This is a genomic window from Streptomyces sp. NPDC090798 (genome assembly GCF_044768965.1).
Lineage (GTDB): Bacteria > Actinomycetota > Actinomycetes > Streptomycetales > Streptomycetaceae > Streptomyces.
The window spans coordinates 1-15510 of sequence record NZ_JBIVXA010000042.1 but is presented as its reverse complement, the minus strand read 5'-3'; the positions used below and the strand labels follow the sequence as shown (position 1 = coordinate 15510).

Below are 15510 nucleotides of genomic sequence, written 5' to 3'. Positions count from 1 at the left end.
CACCCGACGACGTGACCGAACGCCGTCGCCGGGCTCCGAACCGCCACCCTGCGGAACTACAGCTTCTCCACCGGCGCGTACCGCAGCAGCAACCGCTTCGGCTTCGCCTCGCCGAAGTCGATCGTCGCCTCCGCGTTCGCACCCGTCCCCTTCACGCCGACGACGGTGCCCAGGCCGAACTGGTCGTGGGTGACCCGGTCGCCGACTGTCAGCGAGACCACCGGCTTCTCGGAGATCCCGCGGCGCGTCGCGAAGCCGGAGGCACCGGACGCCGCGGACCGCGAACGCGAGGACGACAGCGAGGCGGCCACACCGGAGACGGGCCCCGAGGACACCGGAGCGGTCGCACCGGTGCGCTTCCACTCCAGGTGCGTCTCCGGGATCTCCTCCAGGAAGCGGGACGGCGGGTTGTACGAGGGCTGACCCCAGGCGCTGCGCATGGACGAACGGGTGAGGTACAGCCGCTCCCGCGCGCGCGTGATGCCTACGTACGCGAGGCGCCGCTCCTCCTCCAGCTCCTTGACCTGTCCCAGCGCGCGCATGTGCGGGAAGACGCCGTCCTCCATGCCGGTGAGGAAGACGACCGGGAACTCCAGGCCCTTGGCGGTGTGGAGGGTCATCAGGGTGATGACGCCTGAGCCGTCCTCGTCCTCGTCGGGGATCTGGTCGGAGTCGGCGACCAGGGCCACCCGCTCCAGGAAGGCGGCGAGCCCGACGGGTGTCTCGCCCTCGCCCTCACCCCCACCGGACTCCTGCTCGAACTCCAGGGCCACGGCGGCGAGCTCCTGAAGGTTCTCGATGCGGGTCTCGTCCTGCGGGTCGGTGGACGCCTGCAGCTCGGCGAGATAGCCGGTGCGTTCGAGGATGGCCTCCAGGACGGTCGCCGGGCCCGCGCCGGACTCGACGATCGTACGGAGGTCCTCCATGAGCGTGTTGAAGCGCTTGACCGCGTTCGTGGACCGCGCGGCCATGCCGTACGCCTCGTCGACGCGCTTCAACGCCTGCGGAAAGCTGATCTTCTCGCGCTGCGAGAGCGCGTCGATCATGGCCTCGGCGCGCTCGCCGATGCCGCGCTTGGGCACGTTCAGGATGCGGCGCAGCGGGACCGAGTCCTCCGGGTTGGCCAGTACGCGCAGGTAGGCCAGGACGTCCCGGACCTCCTTGCGCTCGTAGAAGCGAACGCCGCCGACGACCTTGTAGGGCAGGCCGACACGGATGAAGATCTCTTCGAAGACACGGGACTGGGCGTTCGTACGGTAGAAGACGGCTACGTCTCCGGCCTTCGCGTCGCCCGCGTCCGTGAGACGGTCTATCTCTTCGGCGACGAACTGCGCCTCGTCGTGCTCGGTGTCCGCGACATAGCCGGTGATCTGCGCGCCCGCGCCCGCGTTGGTCCACAGGTTCTTGGGGCGGCGGGACTCGTTGCGCTCGATGACCGCGTTGGCGGCGGACAGGATCGTCTGGGTGGAGCGGTAGTTCTGCTCCAGGAGGATCGTCGTCGCGTTCGGGTAGTCCTCCTCGAACTGGAGGATGTTGCGGATCGTCGCGCCTCGGAAGGCGTAGATCGACTGGTCGGCGTCGCCCACGACACACAGCTCGGCGGGGGGCAGGTCGTGCTCGCTGAGCGGGGTGTCCTCGTCATGCGTGCCGGTGCCGACCAGCTCACGTACCAGCGCGTACTGCGCGTGGTTGGTGTCCTGGTACTCGTCGACCATGACGTGGCGGAAGCGGCGCCGGTAGTGCTCGGCGACGTCCGGGAAGGCGCGCAGCAGGTTGACCGTGGTCATGATCAGGTCGTCGAAGTCGAGCGCGTTGGCCTCACGCAGCCGCGACTGGTACATCGCGTAGGCCTGGGCGAGGGTCTTCTCGAAGCCGTCGGCAGCCCGGGCGGCGAAGTCCTCCTCGTCGATCAGCTCGTTCTTCAGGTTCGAGATCTTGGCGCTGAAGGACTTGGGCGGGAAGCGCTTGGGATCGAGATCCAGGTCACGGCAGACGAGCGCCATCAGCCGCTTGCTGTCGGCGGCGTCGTAGATCGAGAACGAGGAGGTGAAGCCGAGCTTCTTGCTCTCGCGGCGCAGGATCCGCACACACGCGCTGTGGAAGGTCATGACCCACATCGCGTTCGCGCGCGGGCCGACGAGCTGCTCGACGCGCTCCTTCATCTCGCCCGCGGCCTTGTTCGTGAAGGTGATCGCGAGGATCTGGCCCGGGTGGACATGACGCTCGCCCAGCAGGTGGGCGATGCGGTGGGTGAGTACCCGGGTCTTGCCGGAGCCCGCGCCGGCCACGATGAGCAGCGGGGAGCCGGAGTGCACCACGGCCGCGCGCTGGTTCTCGTTCAGCCCGTCCAGCAGGGCCGCCGGGTCCACGGCGGGGCGGGGCGCGCCGTCGCGGTAGTAGGCGTCCCGGCTCGCGGGCACGTCGAAGCGGCCGCCGAACAGGTCGTCCGGAAGCGGCTCCGGCGCCCCGTCCTCGGGCGGCGGCGGGGGCTCTTCCTCGTGGGCCCCGGAAGGCTGGAGGTCCGCCAGAAAGCTGTCATCAAAGAGGCTGCTCATCGCTCTCCGAGTCTAGGCGGCCCCACTGACAACCCGCGGCCACCCTGGAAACCCGACCGGTTTTTCCGCGACCGCGCATGATCTCTTCCCGCATCGCTTTCCCGCCCCTCCTACCGCACCCCGCCCCTCTTACCGCACAGGACGCCGTCACCGCTCAGGATCGGTTCATCACGGTCAGCCACGGTCAACGGCCCGCCAGATCAAGGTCACGAAAATGTATCGGGCATATCGCACATCAAACTTCACAGAACAGTTATGAGTTGGCTAGCGTGCCGGGCAGGCCGCTCGACCCAACCGGCGAACGTCGCCGGGCCGTGCGGCCTCCGCCGAGTCCGGTGCGCCCACGCGGCAGCCGGAGCCGGGGACCCAACCGAACTTGGGGTGAATCGGTCCAACCGCCCTGCGGGCAAGGACCGTAGGGCAAACCTTCCGGAAGCACCCGCCCGAACCCGACAGCTAACTCGGTAGGCGGATGACGGAAGGAGTCGCCACCTTGGCGTCGCACCGCAAGTGGAGTCCTACGGCTACGCGCATAGCGGGTATACGGACTCCCGCCCTCGCCACGGCGGCCCTCACCTCCGTGGCCCTGCTCTCCCAGACGGCGAACGCCGCGCCCTCGGCCGACTCCAAGCCGAGCGTCGAAGAGGTCGAGAAGAAGGTCGACGACCTCTACCACCAGGCCGAGACGGCGACCGAGAAGTACAACGCGACCAGGGAGAAGACCGCCCAGCAGCGCAAGCGCGTCGACTCCCTCCTCGACGACGTGGCCCAGCGCACCGAGAAGCTCAACACCGCGCGCGAGGAGCTGGGTTCGTTCGCCGCGGCGCAGTACCGCACCGGCGCCGCCGCCCCCGACACCGCGAGCCTCCTGCTGGCCGACAATCCGCAGGACTACTTCGACCAGACCCAGCTGATGAACCGTCTGACCACCCGCCAGAAGGCGGCCGTCGACGACTACGTCACCGAGCAGGCCGCCACCACCAAGAAGCGTGCGGAGGCCTCCAAGAGTCTGCAGACACTCACCACGACGCAGAGCGCGCTCAGGACGTCCAAGGCCGACGTCCAGCGCAAGCTCGCCGAGGCGCGCTCGCTGCTCTCGAAGCTGACCGCCGAGGAGAAGGCGCGGCTGGCGGCGATCGAGAGGAAGAAGCGGGAAGCGGCCGACCGCAAGGCGGCGGAGCTGGCCCAACAGCAGGCCGCGGCGGAGAAGAAGGCCCAGGAGGCGGCCGCCGGGCAACAGACGGGTTCCGGCACCTCCGGGACCACTGGCTCCGCCGGCACCTCCGGGAATGCGGCCACCGACACCTCGTACACCGCCAAGGCCGACAAAGCCCTCGCCTTCGCCCGCACCCAGATCGGCAAGCCGTACGTCTGGGGCGCGACCGGGCCCGGCTCCTACGACTGCTCCGGCCTCACCCAGGCCGCCTGGAAGGCCGCCGGCGTCACCCTCCCGCGCACCACCTACGACCAGGTGAATGCGGGCACGACCGTCTCGCTCGCCGACATCAAGCCCGGTGACCTCGTCTTCTTCTACGACGACATCAGCCACGTCGGCCTCTACATCGGCAACGGCATGATGATCCACGCCCCCAAGCCGGGCGCGTACGTCCGCGAGGAGTCGATCTTCTACGGCGGCGACTCGATCATCCACAGCGTGGTGCGTCCGGCCTAACGCCTCGGCGCCCGGCACGCGCGCGTGGGGCTCATCGAGCTCCACGCGCGCGTGGCCCGCCGCCAACCCGCCCGAAGGTCCTTAGCATCGGGCCCATGTCAGCCATCTCCCCGCCCGGCACCCGGTGGACCGGCCTGCGCACCCGGTGGGCGCAGAGTCCGCCGGTCGCCGGAGCCGCGATCCTGGCCACCGGCATCATCTCGGTCGGGCTGGAGCAGACCGGCTACGAGATCCTGTCCCGGATCGTGCTGGCCCTGGCGGCCGTCGGCTGGCTCGGGCTCGCCGCGGCCTTCGTCGTACGGCTGCTGCGGGAGCGGGAGCGGTGGCTGGCGGAGGCCGCTACGCCGGGCGCGCTCACCGCGGTCGCGGCGACCACGGTGCTCGGCACGCGGCTGGTCACGCTGGGATGGGAGGTGCCGGCCGAGGCCCTGCTCGCCCTGTCGGCGGTGCTCTGGCCGGGGCTGCTCTTCCTGGTCGTACGGCAATGGCGGCCCCGTATGCCCGGAGCGGTGTTCCTCGGCTGTGTGGCCACGCAGGGGCTCGCGGTGCTGGGCGCGACGCTCGCCCCCGCGACACACACCGACTGGCTGGCGCACACCGCGCTGGTGCTGTTCTGGCTGGGTCTCCTGCTCTACGCGGCGGCGCTGTTCTACTTCGACTACCGCGAGGTCGCCACGGGCTCCGGGGACCAGTGGGTCGCGGGCGGCGCGCTCGCCATCTCGGCGCTGGCGGGGTCGAAGCTGATCCTCGCGTACCAGGCGAACATCTACCTGTGGAACAACGACGACAACGGCGTACTGCGCTGGATGACCGAGGCACTGCTCGTGCTCGTCCTCGGCGCGTACTGCGTGCTGGCCGTGGCGGAGGCCCTGTGGCCCCGCCCGCGCTACGACGTGCTGCGCTGGGCGACCGTGTTCCCGCTGGGGATGACGGCTGCGGCGGCGCTGATGGTCGCGGCCGCCATCGGCGTCGGCTGGCTCAAGGGGCTCGGGCAGGTGCTGCTGTGGATCTCGGTCGCGGCGTGGCTGGCGGTGCTGGTCGTAGCGGTCAGGCGTCCGGAAGAGCCGTAGCCGTCGGCGGTCCCGAAGAGCCGTAACCGTCGGGTGTCCGGAAGTGCCGTAGCCGTCCGTGGGGGCCTTCGGGGGGCCGTCAGGTCCAGAGCACCGCGATGAAGATGTTCGCGGTCGTGAGCAGCCCCACGAGCCCGAACAGGCCCTTGTCCACCTTCTCGTCGTCCCGCTTCACATAGACGAGTCCGAGGATCACGATCAGCAGGGCGAGCTTCACGCCGATCTTGATGGTGTTGACCGAGTGGTCGTCGGCCTGGTTGAGGCCGACGAGGGCGACGCCCGTGACCAGCATGGTCAGCGCGCCGTGCAGCATGGCGGGGACGAACCGGGCGGTGCCCCGGCCCATCGCCTTCATCTGGGTGAGGAAACCGCCGAGGAGCGCGGCGATGCCGATGATGTGCAGGCCGACGAAGAGATGGATGAGTACGTCCATGGAGCCGGAGCCTAATCGGCGGCCCTCACCCCGCTTGTCACCGGCCCACCCCCTGTAGACCCCTACCACCTGGGAACCGCAGATTGTCCCGGAACCGCCCCATCGGTCATCACACCGCGTGAAGTCGCCGGCGCCGGGCCGGGATCACGGTCACATACGGTCACCCCACGATCCACTGGCGCCACTTCCGGACATGGCGTCACCAGGACATCACTCCCAGGTTTAGCGTCCTCCACCAGGTGACCGGCTCCCCACCGCCGCCCGGGCCAGGGGCGGCAGCCGGACACCACCGCCGAGAAAGGTCCGGCGGCGGCCCGCTCCCCCTGTGTGGGGCCGCCGCCGGACGTGTCCCCCGCTGACCGCGCTCGTCCCCGGCGGTCGTACGCAAGTCCCCGGGAAGGATGTGGGCCCTCGTGGCAGCGCACCGAAAGCCCAGACAGCGCTCGCTCGGTGGAAACACGGCCCGCGCAGCCGCGACCATCGCCCTCGCGGGCGCGGCCACGGCGACGGGCTTCGACGGGACGGGGCACGCGGACCCGCAGCTGTCGCCGGCACAGGTGAAGGCCAAGGTGGACAAGTTGTACGAGGAGGCGGAGGTCGCCACCCAGAAGTACGACGGCGCGAAGGACAAGGCCGACAAGGCCGAGCGGCGGCTGAACGCGCTGCGCGACGAGGCGGCGCGCAAGGAGGACCGGCTCAACACGGCCCGGGACGCGCTGGGTTCGATCGCCGCCGCGCAGTACCGCAGCGGAGGCCTGGACCCCGCGCTGCAACTCGCGCTCTCCGACGACCCCGACCAGTACCTGGAAGGGGCCGCGTTCGCCGAGCGGGCCGGCAGCCGGCAGGCGGAGGCCGTGGCCCGGGTACGCAAGCAGCTGCGGGAGATCGAGCAGCTGCGCGGGGCCGCGCATGTCGAGCTGGCCTCACTCAAGTCGCGTCAGGCGGAACTGAAGCGGGCCAGGAAGACGATCACCGGGAAGCTGGACACGGCGCGGCAACTGCTGTCGCGGCTCACCGACGAGCAGCGCGCGCAGCTCGGGGACCTGGGAGCGGCCGGGGGCGCCGGGAGCACGGGAAGCGCCGGGCAGCGCGCCTCGCGCTCCGCCGCGCGGGACCTCGGCCCGGTGTCGTCGCCCGGCTCCGTCGCGGCGCCCAACTCCCGCGCGGCGGAAGCCGTCGCGTACGCCTACGGGAAGCTCGGCAGCCCCTACGTCTGGGGCGCCACCGGGCCCGACGCCTTCGACTGCTCGGGCCTGGCCCAGGCCGCGTACCGCGCCGCGGGCATCTCGCTGCCGCGCACGACGTACGCGCAGATCAACGCCGGACACCGGGTCTCACGGTCCGAACTCCTCCCCGGTGACCTGGTGTTCTTCTACTCGGGAATCAGCCATGTGGGCATCTACGTGGGCAACGGCCAGATGATCCACGCCCCGAACCCGTCGGCGCCCGTGCGGCTGGCGCCGGTCGACGAGATGCCGTTCGCGGGAGCCACCCGAGTGGCGTGAAAGACGCGGGGACGACCGCGGTGTGGTGCGGACGGAGAAGTGGATCACGGTAGCGTCGGCGCGGACTCTGTTTCCGTCGTCATCGCTCCGTCGTCCCATCGTCGTCGTTCCGTCGACGCTCCGTCGTCCGAGAGGTTCTGATGCCCGGCTCCCTGCTGCCGCCTCCGCCGCCACCCGCGCACATCAGGACCTGGCCGGACCGGGCCGCGCTGCTGGCCGACCGGGGGCGGGCGCTGGAGGAGTTGCGCAGGCGAAGCCTCGGGGTGCACCGGGTGCTGCTGCTCTGGCTGCTGGCGCTCGCGGCGATCGTCGGCTGGGCGCTGCTGGTGCTGCCGCTGCGACAACTCGAGCAGCGCGATCCCACCGGTTTCGTCCTGGGCCCGCTCTTCGCCCTGCTGGGCCTGGCCGCGCTCGCCCCGACCGTCGTCGCCGTCGCCCTCTCCGTCCGCCGGGACCACCACATACACCGACTGCTCGACGCCTGGTCCGAGTTGGACCGGCACCCCGCGACCGACTCCCGGCTCCGCTCCCCCGGTCTCAGCCTCTTCTGGCTGCTCTCCTCGCTCGGCGTCTGCGCGATCGGTGCCTGGACGTCCTTCACGGCGGCCGCACGGGCCGAGCCCGGCCACCCCCTGTACAGCGATGTCGTCCAGGGCATGGGCATCGGCCTGATCCTGTGGCTGACCGGCCTCATCGGCATCATGAAGGCCGTACGCCACTACCGCTGGGCGCTACGGATCCTGGGCCCGGCGCCCGACGCGGAACACCGGTAGGCACCGGGCGCCTCCGGCGGGTTCGGCGGGTTCGGCGGGTTCGGCGGACGTGGCCCTGAACCCCTCTCGACGCGACCGGACTGGACCTAGACCAGCCGACGAGCGGTGGCCCACCGTGTCAGCTCGTGCCGGTTCGACAGCTGGAGCTTCCTGAGGACCGCCGAGACGTGCGACTCGACCGTCTTCACCGAGATGAACAGCTGCTTGGCGATCTCCTTGTAGGCGTAACCGCGGGCGATGAGCCGCAGGACCTCGCGCTCGCGCTGGGTGAGACGGTCGAGGTCCTCGTCGACGGGCGGGGCGTCGGTGGAGGCGAACGCGTCCAGGACGAATCCGGCCAGGCGGGGCGAGAAGACCGCGTCGCCGTCCTGGACACGGAAGACGGAGTCCACCAGGTCCGTGCCGGTGATGGTCTTGGTGACGTACCCACGGGCGCCGCCGCGGATCACGCCGATGACGTCCTCCGCGGCGTCCGACACGGAGAGCGCGAGGAAACGGACCGGCTGCCGGGCGTCGGCCATCAACGGGGCGCAGCGGCGCAGCACTTCGACACCGCCGCCGCCCGGCAGATGGACGTCGAGCAGGACGACCTCGGGCCGGGTGGCCGTGATGACCGTGACCGCCTGGTCGACGTCGGCGGCCTCGCCGACCACCTCGACGCCGGTCCGCTCGGTCTCTCCGATCTCGGCCTGTACTCCCGTACGGAACATGCGGTGGTCGTCGACGAGCACGACCCGCACACGCCGTCCGCCCGCGGCAGCAGTCGCGTCGGCGCCGACGGCGGTCGAACCCGTGGGCGCGCCCACACCGGCGACGGACTCGGCGGCCGCCCCGGTGGTCGACTCGGTCGCCGCCTCGGCCCCGGTCCCGGCCGTACCCACGGCGGCATCCTCCGGCCCGTTCGGTGCCGGGGCCTGCCCGGTCGGTCCGTTCACGTCGCTCATGACGTCTTCTCCGCCCTTTCCATCTCCAGCTCGACCTCCGTGCCGCCGTCCGGCACCGCGCGCAGTCGCGCCGTGCCGCCGTTGCGCTCCATGCGGCCGATGATCGATTCTCTGACGCCCATGCGGTCGGCGGGTATCCCGTCGAGGTCGAAGCCGGGACCACGGTCGCGGACGGACACGAAGACCGTCCTGCCCTCGACTTCGGCGTAGACCTGTACGGCGCCGCCCTCGCCACCGTACTTGGCGGCGTTCACCATCGCTTCCCGCGCGGCCTGCATCTGCGCGGTCAGGCCCTCGTCGAGCGGGCAGTCGCCCACGACGACGACCTCGATGGGGACGCCGTGCTTGTCCTCGACCTCGGCCGCGTTGCGGCGGACCGCCTCGGCCAGGGTCGTGGGCTCGTCCGCCTCGTCCTTGCCGGTGCCCTCCGGTTTGTAGAGCCAGGCGCGCAGGTCGCGCTCCTGGGCGCGGGCGAGCCGTCGCACCTCGCTCGCGTTCTCCGCGTTGCGCTGGATCAAGGTCAGGGTGTGCAGCACCGAGTCGTGGACGTGGGCGGCGACCTCGGCCCGCTCCTGGGCGCGAATGCGCATCAGGCGCTCCTCGGAGAGGTCCTGGGTCATGCGCACGAGATAGGGGCCGGCGAGGAGCGCTGTGCCGACCAGGACCGCGAGTGCCGCCTGGAGGACCGAACCGAGGTGGGCTGCCGAGCCCTGGAGCACGAATATTCCGGAGACGCCCGCGGTGACGAGCAGGACACCGGCCGCGGAGCGCAGCAGCGTGAGCGTACGTCGGCGACGGCCGACCTCGACCCAGCGGGCCCGCCGCGCGTTGTCCGCCTGGCGCCAGACCAGGGCGACGCCCGCGCCGACCAGAACGGTCGGCCAGAGATAGGCCCTTGCCCCACCGCCGAGATTCACATTGCCGACGAAGACCATGGCCACGACGACCATGAGGAGCAGGGCGACCATCTGGCCCCGGTCCGGCTTGCGGGCCACGAGTCTGCGGCGGCCGTCGGGGGCGGTCTCGGTGGTGAAGGCCGGGGTGCGCCCGGAGTCGACGCCGCCGACCCCGAGCGGCACGAAGAACCAGAACGCGGCATAGAGCAGCGCCCCGAGACCGTCCGCCATGAACAGGCCGACGAACACCAGCCGCACCCAGATCACGGGCAGCCCGAGATGCCCGGCGAGCCCTCGCGCCACGCCCCCGAGCCAGCGCCCGTCGCTGCTGCGGTAGAGCTTGCGCGGGGGCCGCGGGTCGTCGAGGGGCACTGCTGCGGCTTCCGGCATGCCATCGATGTTCACACGGCCGGAGGGCAGGAGCATCAGGGTCGACCCCCGAGACTCCCCTGATCTTCGAGAGATCGGTGCTCGAACGGTTCCCCCCGCCCCCGTCAGGGCCGATATCAGGGTTCGGCCAGGGTCGTCCCGACTGCCGCCGGGCCTTCCCGCCCGTCACCATGGACACATGACAGATCAGCAGCACGCGGCAGCGGAGCCGGATCCCGGCCCCGGCCCGGGCGTCCCGCCATCGGGCGCCGGGCCGCGGGACGCCGTGCCGCCCTCCGCGGGCACCGCCGCGGGCACCGCCACGAGCGCCGAGGGAGCCGCGGAGGGTGCGGGAGCGCCAGGCGCGCCAGGCGCGACAGGTGAGGAACCGCGCGCGCACGGGGAGCCGCCCGCGCCCGAGGGCCCCCGCAGGTTCCGGCGCGACCGGCGGCAGAAGATGCTGGGCGGTGTGTGCGCCGGGCTGGGGCGGCAGTGCGACATGGACCCGGTGATCTTCCGGATCGTGCTCGCCGTGCTCTCCGCGACGGGCGGCATCGGTCTCATCTTCTACGGCTTCGTCTGGCTGTTCGTTCCGTACGACGACGAGGAGGAGAACGAGGTCCGCAAGCTCCTCACCGGCCGCGTGGACGGCCACGCGCTGGCGGCCGTGCTCTTCGCGCTGGTCGGCTGCGGGGTGTTCCTGTCGATGCTGAACAACGGCAGCGTGCTGACGTTCGCCGTCGTCCTCTCCCTGCTTCTCGCGGGCGCGGGGTACTGGTCGCAGCAGCGCGGTGCCCCCGACCCCGACCCGCTCGCCGCCCAGGCCGTGGCGGACGCCCCGCCGGAGGCGCAGGCCCCGCCCGTCCCCGTCTCCTACCCCTCCTGGTGGCGCGATCCGATCGTCAAGGACGGCTCGCACGTGGGCGGCACCGGCTATCTGTGGGGCCCGCCGGACGCGCGGGACCGGGATGTCGCGGCAGCGCGCAACATCGCCCGCGGCACGCCCCGCCCGGACATACGGGACCTCCGCGCGGCCCGTGAGCCGCAGCCGCGCGGCCCGCGCTGGATCGGCGGCTGGGTCTTCCTGCTCGCACTGGTCGCGGGCGGCCTCGGCACGGGCCTGACGTGGAACGGCCATCCGCTCGCCACCAGCCTGCAGACCGGTCTGTCCTGCGCGCTCGTGGTGTTCGGCCTGGGCATCGCACTCAGCGCGTTCGTGGGGCGTACGGGCGCGGGGTCGATCTTCCTCGCAGTGATCACGGCGGCGCTGCTGGCCGGTTCCGTGGCCATGCCGAAGGACATCAGCACCCACTGGATGCGGGTCGAGTGGACTCCCAGGTCCGCTGCCGCCGTGCCGGAGAGTTTCGACCTCGGCACGGGCGTGGGCACCCTCGATCTCACCCATCTCGGCCTCACCAAGGGCCAGACGGTGACGACGACCGCGGAGGTGGGAGCGGGCCAGTTGAAGGTGATCGTCCCCAAGGACGCGACCGTGAAGCTGAACATCGACGTGGGCGTCGGGGACATCCAGTTGCCGGGCGACGGCAAGAAGGACGTGGACGTGGAACCCAGCAAGCACAAGCGGGTGACCCTGCCGGCCCCGGCCGGCGGCAAGGACGGCGGCACGCTCGACCTGAACCTCCAGGTCGGCGTGGGACAGGCGGAGGTGATCCGTGCCACGTCATGAGTTCCAGCCGGGAAAGCTGGTCGCCGGCCTCTTCCTCACCGCCGCGGGCGTCACCTACGCGGGCGACGCGGGCGGTTGGTGGGACACACCGTGGTTCGCGATCATCCCCGTCGTCACGGGTGGGCTCTGCCTGGCGGGCGCGGTGGCGTTCCTGACCCATGGCATACGCCGGCGACGGTTGCGGCGGCAGGGGGCGGGGGTGTCCGGGTAGCGGGGCGTGAACGGAGCGCCGGTCGGGGCGGGGCAGTCTACGCCCTGCGCCTGGCACCCTGCGATGCCGTGCGCTGAACTGCACCGACCCGAGCTGACCCGCGATGCCTGGTCCTAGTAGCCGCCTAGTCCTAGTGGCGGAGGTTTCCGGACCGTTGGCTGCGCCTCGCGCGCAGGGCCGCGTCGACGGAGAAGACCGATGCGCCGGCGAGGACCAGGGGCAGCCAGGCCATCAGGTAGGCGAGGTCATTGCCGTAGTAGTACGGGTCGGAGGCCCAGCTCACCGTCAGCCACAGGCTGAGGGAGATGAGCGCGCCGCCGAGGGCCGCGAGACGGGCGAGCAGGCCGATCAAGGTGCCGATGCCGACGGCCAGTTCACCGAAGGCGATGGCGTAGCCGAAGCCGACGGGGCTTTTCAGGGCGAGGTCGACGAGGGCCGGGATCGCGGAGGAGTCGCGCACGTTGCGCATCAGGTCGCCGACCGAGCCGGAGCCGGAGTTGGAGAGGAAGGCGCTGTCGGTGAGTTTGTCGAGGCCGGCGTAGATGAAGGTGACGCCGAGGAAGACGCGCAGGGGCAACAGGGCGTAGCGGGTGGCGGTGTCCCGCCAGTTTCGTCCGCCGCCGTCGAGATAGGGGGTTTGGGTGTCCGACCGCATACCGTGAGTCATCGCTCTCCGCCGCCTCTCGCCACGTGCCGTTGACCCCTCAACAAACCATACGTACGAGAACGGATCCCCGTTCAACGCTCGGGGCCAGTTTTCTTGATGGCGCGGGCGCACCCCGCAAGGGGCGCGGGGAACTGCGCGAACGGCCCCCACCGGCCCGCTGTCGAACGACTCCAATTATCCCACCCACCCGCAGTCGAACGACTCCGGCGAGGCCCCCGCCCGCAGCCGCGGGATTCAGTCCGTGACCTCGATCTGGCAGCGGTTTGTCTCCACTCCGGCTGCCGTGACCACTTGGACCTCCACCCGGCCCGGTTCCACGTCGACCGGGACCGGCACGGTCAGGACCGCGTCCGTGGGGTTGCTGAAGCCGCCGGGGACCGGCACCAGGGGGACATGGACATGCACCGCGCCGATGCGGACGACCATGCGGGACAGACGGTCCGCGCTCTGCGCGCCGGGTGGGACGAAACCGGCGCCCCGGATCTCGATGTCGTCGCCGGTGCGGATCGGCGCGTCGAGGTCGCCGGCCTCACGGGAGCGGACGACGGAGAGGATGACGGGGCGGCCGCCCTCGGCGTACTTCCCGGCGAGGTAGGTGGCCGCCGAGACGAGGACCAGGAGCGCCAGGCCCCAGGGGAGGTCGGGCAGTTGTTCCGGGCGCCTGGCGAGCCGTACCGCCGCGAAGACCAGGGCGACGGCGCCGACGACGACGTACTGGATGTCGGCGAAACTGCCCCGGCCGGAGTCGTCCGTGAGGAGGTCGGCGGCGCGCGGCCGGTCCGCGCGTACCTTCTGCAGGCGTTGCCCGAGGACCCGCAGGCCCACGACCCGGCGTACCAGCACCGCGATCGCGCAGACGACGGCGACGACGGTCACCACACCGGCACCGCGGGCGAGTTCGAGGCCGGCGATCAGATCGTCGCGCTTGCCGTGGGCCGAGGCCGCCGCCAGTTGGCCCACGAGGACGAGTACGGCGTAGACGACGAACAGGACCCAGCCGGCGGCCATCGCCCGTGAGGTGGAGAGGCGGTTGTCCTCGCCGACGACCGGGGCGAGGGCCCCGCCCCGCGCCCGGTGCAGACAGCCCGCGCCCGTCAGCCCGGCGGCCACCACCACGGCGGCCAGCAGGCCCGCCGTGCGCGCCGCCGTCCAGCCCGCGCCGATCGCCGTGAGGGCCTGGACGACGAGCAGGGTCAGGACGGCTCCCCACACCGCGTACGCCGTGCGTCGCCACAGGCGTCCCAGCCATGCCTCGCCGTCGACGCGTCCGCGCTCGGCGACCAGGTCGGCGGACTGGGTGAGTTCGTCGGAGACCCACTGCCGGGACGCGGACGCCGAGTGCGCGACGGCGGCGGGCAGTCCCTGTCCGGACGCCAGCTCGTCGCGCTTGGCGAGGAACGCGGCGACGGCGCGCCGGTGCCCCTCGCGCGCCCCGTGCGGGCAGTCCCCGCAGGTGCAGCCGCCCGTGTGCGCCGCCCCCTGTCCCGCGCCGAGCCCGCCACCGCGCTCCGCGCCGTGTCTCGCCTCCTGCACCGCCACGCCCGCTGCCGCCTTCCCCGCGCCGAGAGCCGCCTCGCAAGCCTTGCAACTGCCTTGCGATGACAGGGCATTGTGCCGCACGAAACAGTGCTCGCGTCGGGCAGGTCTGGTCAGCGCGGGTGAAGCGGGGGACCCCGTGTTGACCCGGCTGCGAGAATTTCCCCATGGCCGAGATCATCCAGCGCGACGGGACCTGGGCCTTCGACGGCAGCACGGTCAGGATCACGCCGGGACTCCACCGCTCCGTGCCGTTGTTCCGGCAGACGTACGGAGAGATCGCCGTTCCCCTGGAGGCGGTTTCAGGCATCGTCTACGAACCCGAACGCAAGCGCGGCAGACTGCGCCTCAGGCTCCGTGAGGGCGCCGATCCGCTGCTCCAGGCGACCGGCGGGCGGCTCCCCGACGCGGCGGACCCGTACCGGCTGACGGTCGACATCGACCGTACCGGCGTCGCCGAGTACGTCGCCGAGGAGATCCGGCACGCCCTGCTCCTGGACCAGATCCCCAAGGAGCCGGCGAAGGCCTTCCTCCTCGCGGGGCCGCCCGTGCCCGTGTCCGTCCGGTCCAGCGACGGCACGGTCTCCTTCGACGGCGCGCAGGTGCGAATCGACTGGGCGGACACCTCGGACCGGGTCAAGCGGGCGACGGGACCGCGGATCATCGCCGTCGGGGACCTGGTGCAGGTGGAGTGGCTGCCCAACTCCGGTTACGAGGACGGGTTTCTGCGGTTCGTGACGCGCGAGACCGTGTTCTCCAAACTGCCGCCGGAGAAGGATCCGTTCGCCCTCGACCTGTGGGGCAGCGCCCGCCGGGACCTGCTCACGGCGCTCGTCGCCGCCGCGGTGACCGCCCGGCTGCCGCACCCGTCCCTCCGGGCGGCCGAGCACGTCGACGTCCCGCCGCGGCTCACCGCCACAGCGGGACCAGGATCGGCACCGGTAACAGCACCGGTACCGGCCCAGGCCGACCATCACGACGTACTGCTGCGCCGGCTGCGGGAGCTGGGCGAGCTGCACCGCGACGGTGTCCTCACGGACGAGGAGTTCGCGGCGACCAAGGCGGCCGTACTGCGGGGTTTCTAGGGCCTGTCCGACCCTAGGTGTATTGACCCGCAGCGTTGTTCACGCGGCTGATCGGTGGCTGGCCGCCGAGCGCGGTGTGGCAGCGGTGGTGGTTGTAGGTGTGGAGG

13 protein-coding genes and 1 riboswitch are annotated in these 15510 nt (G+C 71.5%); of the genes, 7 read left to right on the top strand and 6 right to left on the bottom strand.

Translation table 11 applies throughout. The features are described 5' to 3' along the window. Positions 1-56: 56 nt before the first annotated feature. Positions 57-2555, bottom strand: coding sequence for a DNA helicase PcrA (pcrA, locus tag ACIQTP_RS45870; RefSeq protein WP_403411915.1), 2499 nt, complete (start codon positions 2553-2555; stop codon positions 57-59). 314 nt (positions 2556-2869) lie between these two features. Beyond that, positions 2870-3042: riboswitch (cyclic di-AMP (ydaO/yuaA leader) on the top strand. 6 nt (positions 3043-3048) lie between these two features. On the opposite strand from pcrA, the gene ACIQTP_RS45865 reads away from it, so the two are divergent. Together ACIQTP_RS45865 and ACIQTP_RS45860 are read left to right on the top strand one after the other, a co-directional pair. Next, positions 3049-4227, top strand: a complete 1179-nt coding sequence (locus ACIQTP_RS45865; RefSeq protein WP_403411912.1) for an NlpC/P60 family protein — start codon at positions 3049-3051, stop codon at positions 4225-4227. Between the two features lie 95 nt (positions 4228-4322). Continuing rightward, positions 4323-5297: a tellurite resistance/C4-dicarboxylate transporter family protein gene (locus tag ACIQTP_RS45860; RefSeq protein ID WP_403411909.1), complete on the top strand. Its 975-nt coding sequence runs from the start codon at positions 4323-4325 to the stop codon at positions 5295-5297. A 79-nt stretch (positions 5298-5376) separates the two neighbouring features. Here the strand turns inward: ACIQTP_RS45860 and ACIQTP_RS45855 are convergent, their stop codons facing one another. Continuing rightward, positions 5377-5730, bottom strand: a complete 354-nt coding sequence (locus ACIQTP_RS45855; protein WP_403411906.1) for a hypothetical protein — start codon at positions 5728-5730, stop codon at positions 5377-5379. Between the two features lie 413 nt (positions 5731-6143). Here ACIQTP_RS45855 and ACIQTP_RS45850 point away from each other — a divergent pair, with 413 nt between their 5' ends. Both ACIQTP_RS45850 and ACIQTP_RS45845 read left to right on the top strand, forming a co-directional pair. Continuing rightward, a complete protein-coding gene (locus tag ACIQTP_RS45850; RefSeq protein ID WP_403411903.1) occupies positions 6144-7235 on the top strand; it encodes an NlpC/P60 family protein in 1092 nt (363 codons plus the stop codon). Between the two features lie 140 nt (positions 7236-7375). Further along, entirely contained in the window at positions 7376-8008 is a 633-nt protein-coding gene (locus ACIQTP_RS45845; RefSeq protein ID WP_403411900.1) for a hypothetical protein, read from the top strand. 86 nt (positions 8009-8094) lie between these two features. Here the strand turns inward: ACIQTP_RS45845 and ACIQTP_RS45840 are convergent, their stop codons facing one another. Next, a complete protein-coding gene (locus tag ACIQTP_RS45840) occupies positions 8095-8952 on the bottom strand; it encodes a LuxR C-terminal-related transcriptional regulator (protein ID WP_403411897.1) in 858 nt (285 codons plus the stop codon). Then, entirely contained in the window at positions 8949-10238 is a 1290-nt protein-coding gene (locus ACIQTP_RS45835; protein WP_403411894.1) for a PspC domain-containing protein, read from the bottom strand. The genes ACIQTP_RS45840 and ACIQTP_RS45835 overlap by 4 nt, the downstream gene beginning before the upstream one ends. A 178-nt stretch (positions 10239-10416) precedes the next feature. On the opposite strand from ACIQTP_RS45835, the gene ACIQTP_RS45830 reads away from it, so the two are divergent. Both ACIQTP_RS45830 and ACIQTP_RS45825 read left to right on the top strand, forming a co-directional pair. Next, the gene (locus ACIQTP_RS45830; RefSeq protein ID WP_403411891.1) at positions 10417-11904 is read left to right on the top strand and encodes a PspC domain-containing protein; all 1488 of its coding nucleotides are present in this window, start codon (positions 10417-10419) and stop codon (positions 11902-11904) included. Further along, on the top strand, positions 11891-12115 hold the full coding sequence (locus tag ACIQTP_RS45825) for a hypothetical protein (protein ID WP_403411888.1): 225 nt from the start codon (positions 11891-11893) through the stop codon (positions 12113-12115). Before ACIQTP_RS45830 ends, ACIQTP_RS45825 begins: the two co-directional genes overlap by 14 nt. Before the next feature lie 130 nt (positions 12116-12245). Here the strand turns inward: ACIQTP_RS45825 and ACIQTP_RS45820 are convergent, their stop codons facing one another. Next, positions 12246-12782, bottom strand: a complete 537-nt coding sequence (locus ACIQTP_RS45820) for a DoxX family protein (protein WP_403411885.1) — start codon at positions 12780-12782, stop codon at positions 12246-12248. Between the two features lie 234 nt (positions 12783-13016). Continuing rightward, on the bottom strand, positions 13017-14321 hold the full coding sequence (locus ACIQTP_RS45815) for a hypothetical protein (protein WP_403411882.1): 1305 nt from the start codon (positions 14319-14321) through the stop codon (positions 13017-13019). Between the two features lie 164 nt (positions 14322-14485). Here ACIQTP_RS45815 and ACIQTP_RS45810 point away from each other — a divergent pair, with 164 nt between their 5' ends. After that, positions 14486-15403 (top strand): DUF4429 domain-containing protein, encoded by a 918-nt coding sequence (locus ACIQTP_RS45810; RefSeq protein WP_403411879.1) that lies wholly within the window; start codon positions 14486-14488, stop codon positions 15401-15403. Positions 15404-15510 lie beyond the last annotated feature (107 nt).

What these genes read in the sequence shown, in the direction of transcription:
- ACIQTP_RS45835 (WP_403411894.1), bottom strand. Translation starts at nt 10,238, where the DNA reads ATGCCGGAAGCCGCAGCAGTGCCCCTCGACGACCCGCGGCCCCCGCGC.
- ACIQTP_RS45840 (WP_403411897.1), bottom strand. Translation starts at nt 8,952, where the DNA reads ATGAGCGACGTGAACGGACCGACCGGGCAGGCCCCGGCACCGAACGGG.
- ACIQTP_RS45860 (WP_403411909.1), top strand. Translation starts at nt 4,323, where the DNA reads ATGTCAGCCATCTCCCCGCCCGGCACCCGGTGGACCGGCCTGCGCACC.
- ACIQTP_RS45820 (WP_403411885.1), bottom strand. Translation starts at nt 12,782, where the DNA reads ATGACTCACGGTATGCGGTCGGACACCCAAACCCCCTATCTCGACGGC.
- pcrA (WP_403411915.1), bottom strand. Translation starts at nt 2,555, where the DNA reads ATGAGCAGCCTCTTTGATGACAGCTTTCTGGCGGACCTCCAGCCTTCC.
- ACIQTP_RS45810 (WP_403411879.1), top strand. Translation starts at nt 14,486, where the DNA reads ATGGCCGAGATCATCCAGCGCGACGGGACCTGGGCCTTCGACGGCAGC.
- ACIQTP_RS45830 (WP_403411891.1), top strand. Translation starts at nt 10,417, where the DNA reads ATGACAGATCAGCAGCACGCGGCAGCGGAGCCGGATCCCGGCCCCGGC.
- ACIQTP_RS45845 (WP_403411900.1), top strand. Translation starts at nt 7,376, where the DNA reads ATGCCCGGCTCCCTGCTGCCGCCTCCGCCGCCACCCGCGCACATCAGG.
- ACIQTP_RS45855 (WP_403411906.1), bottom strand. Translation starts at nt 5,730, where the DNA reads ATGGACGTACTCATCCATCTCTTCGTCGGCCTGCACATCATCGGCATC.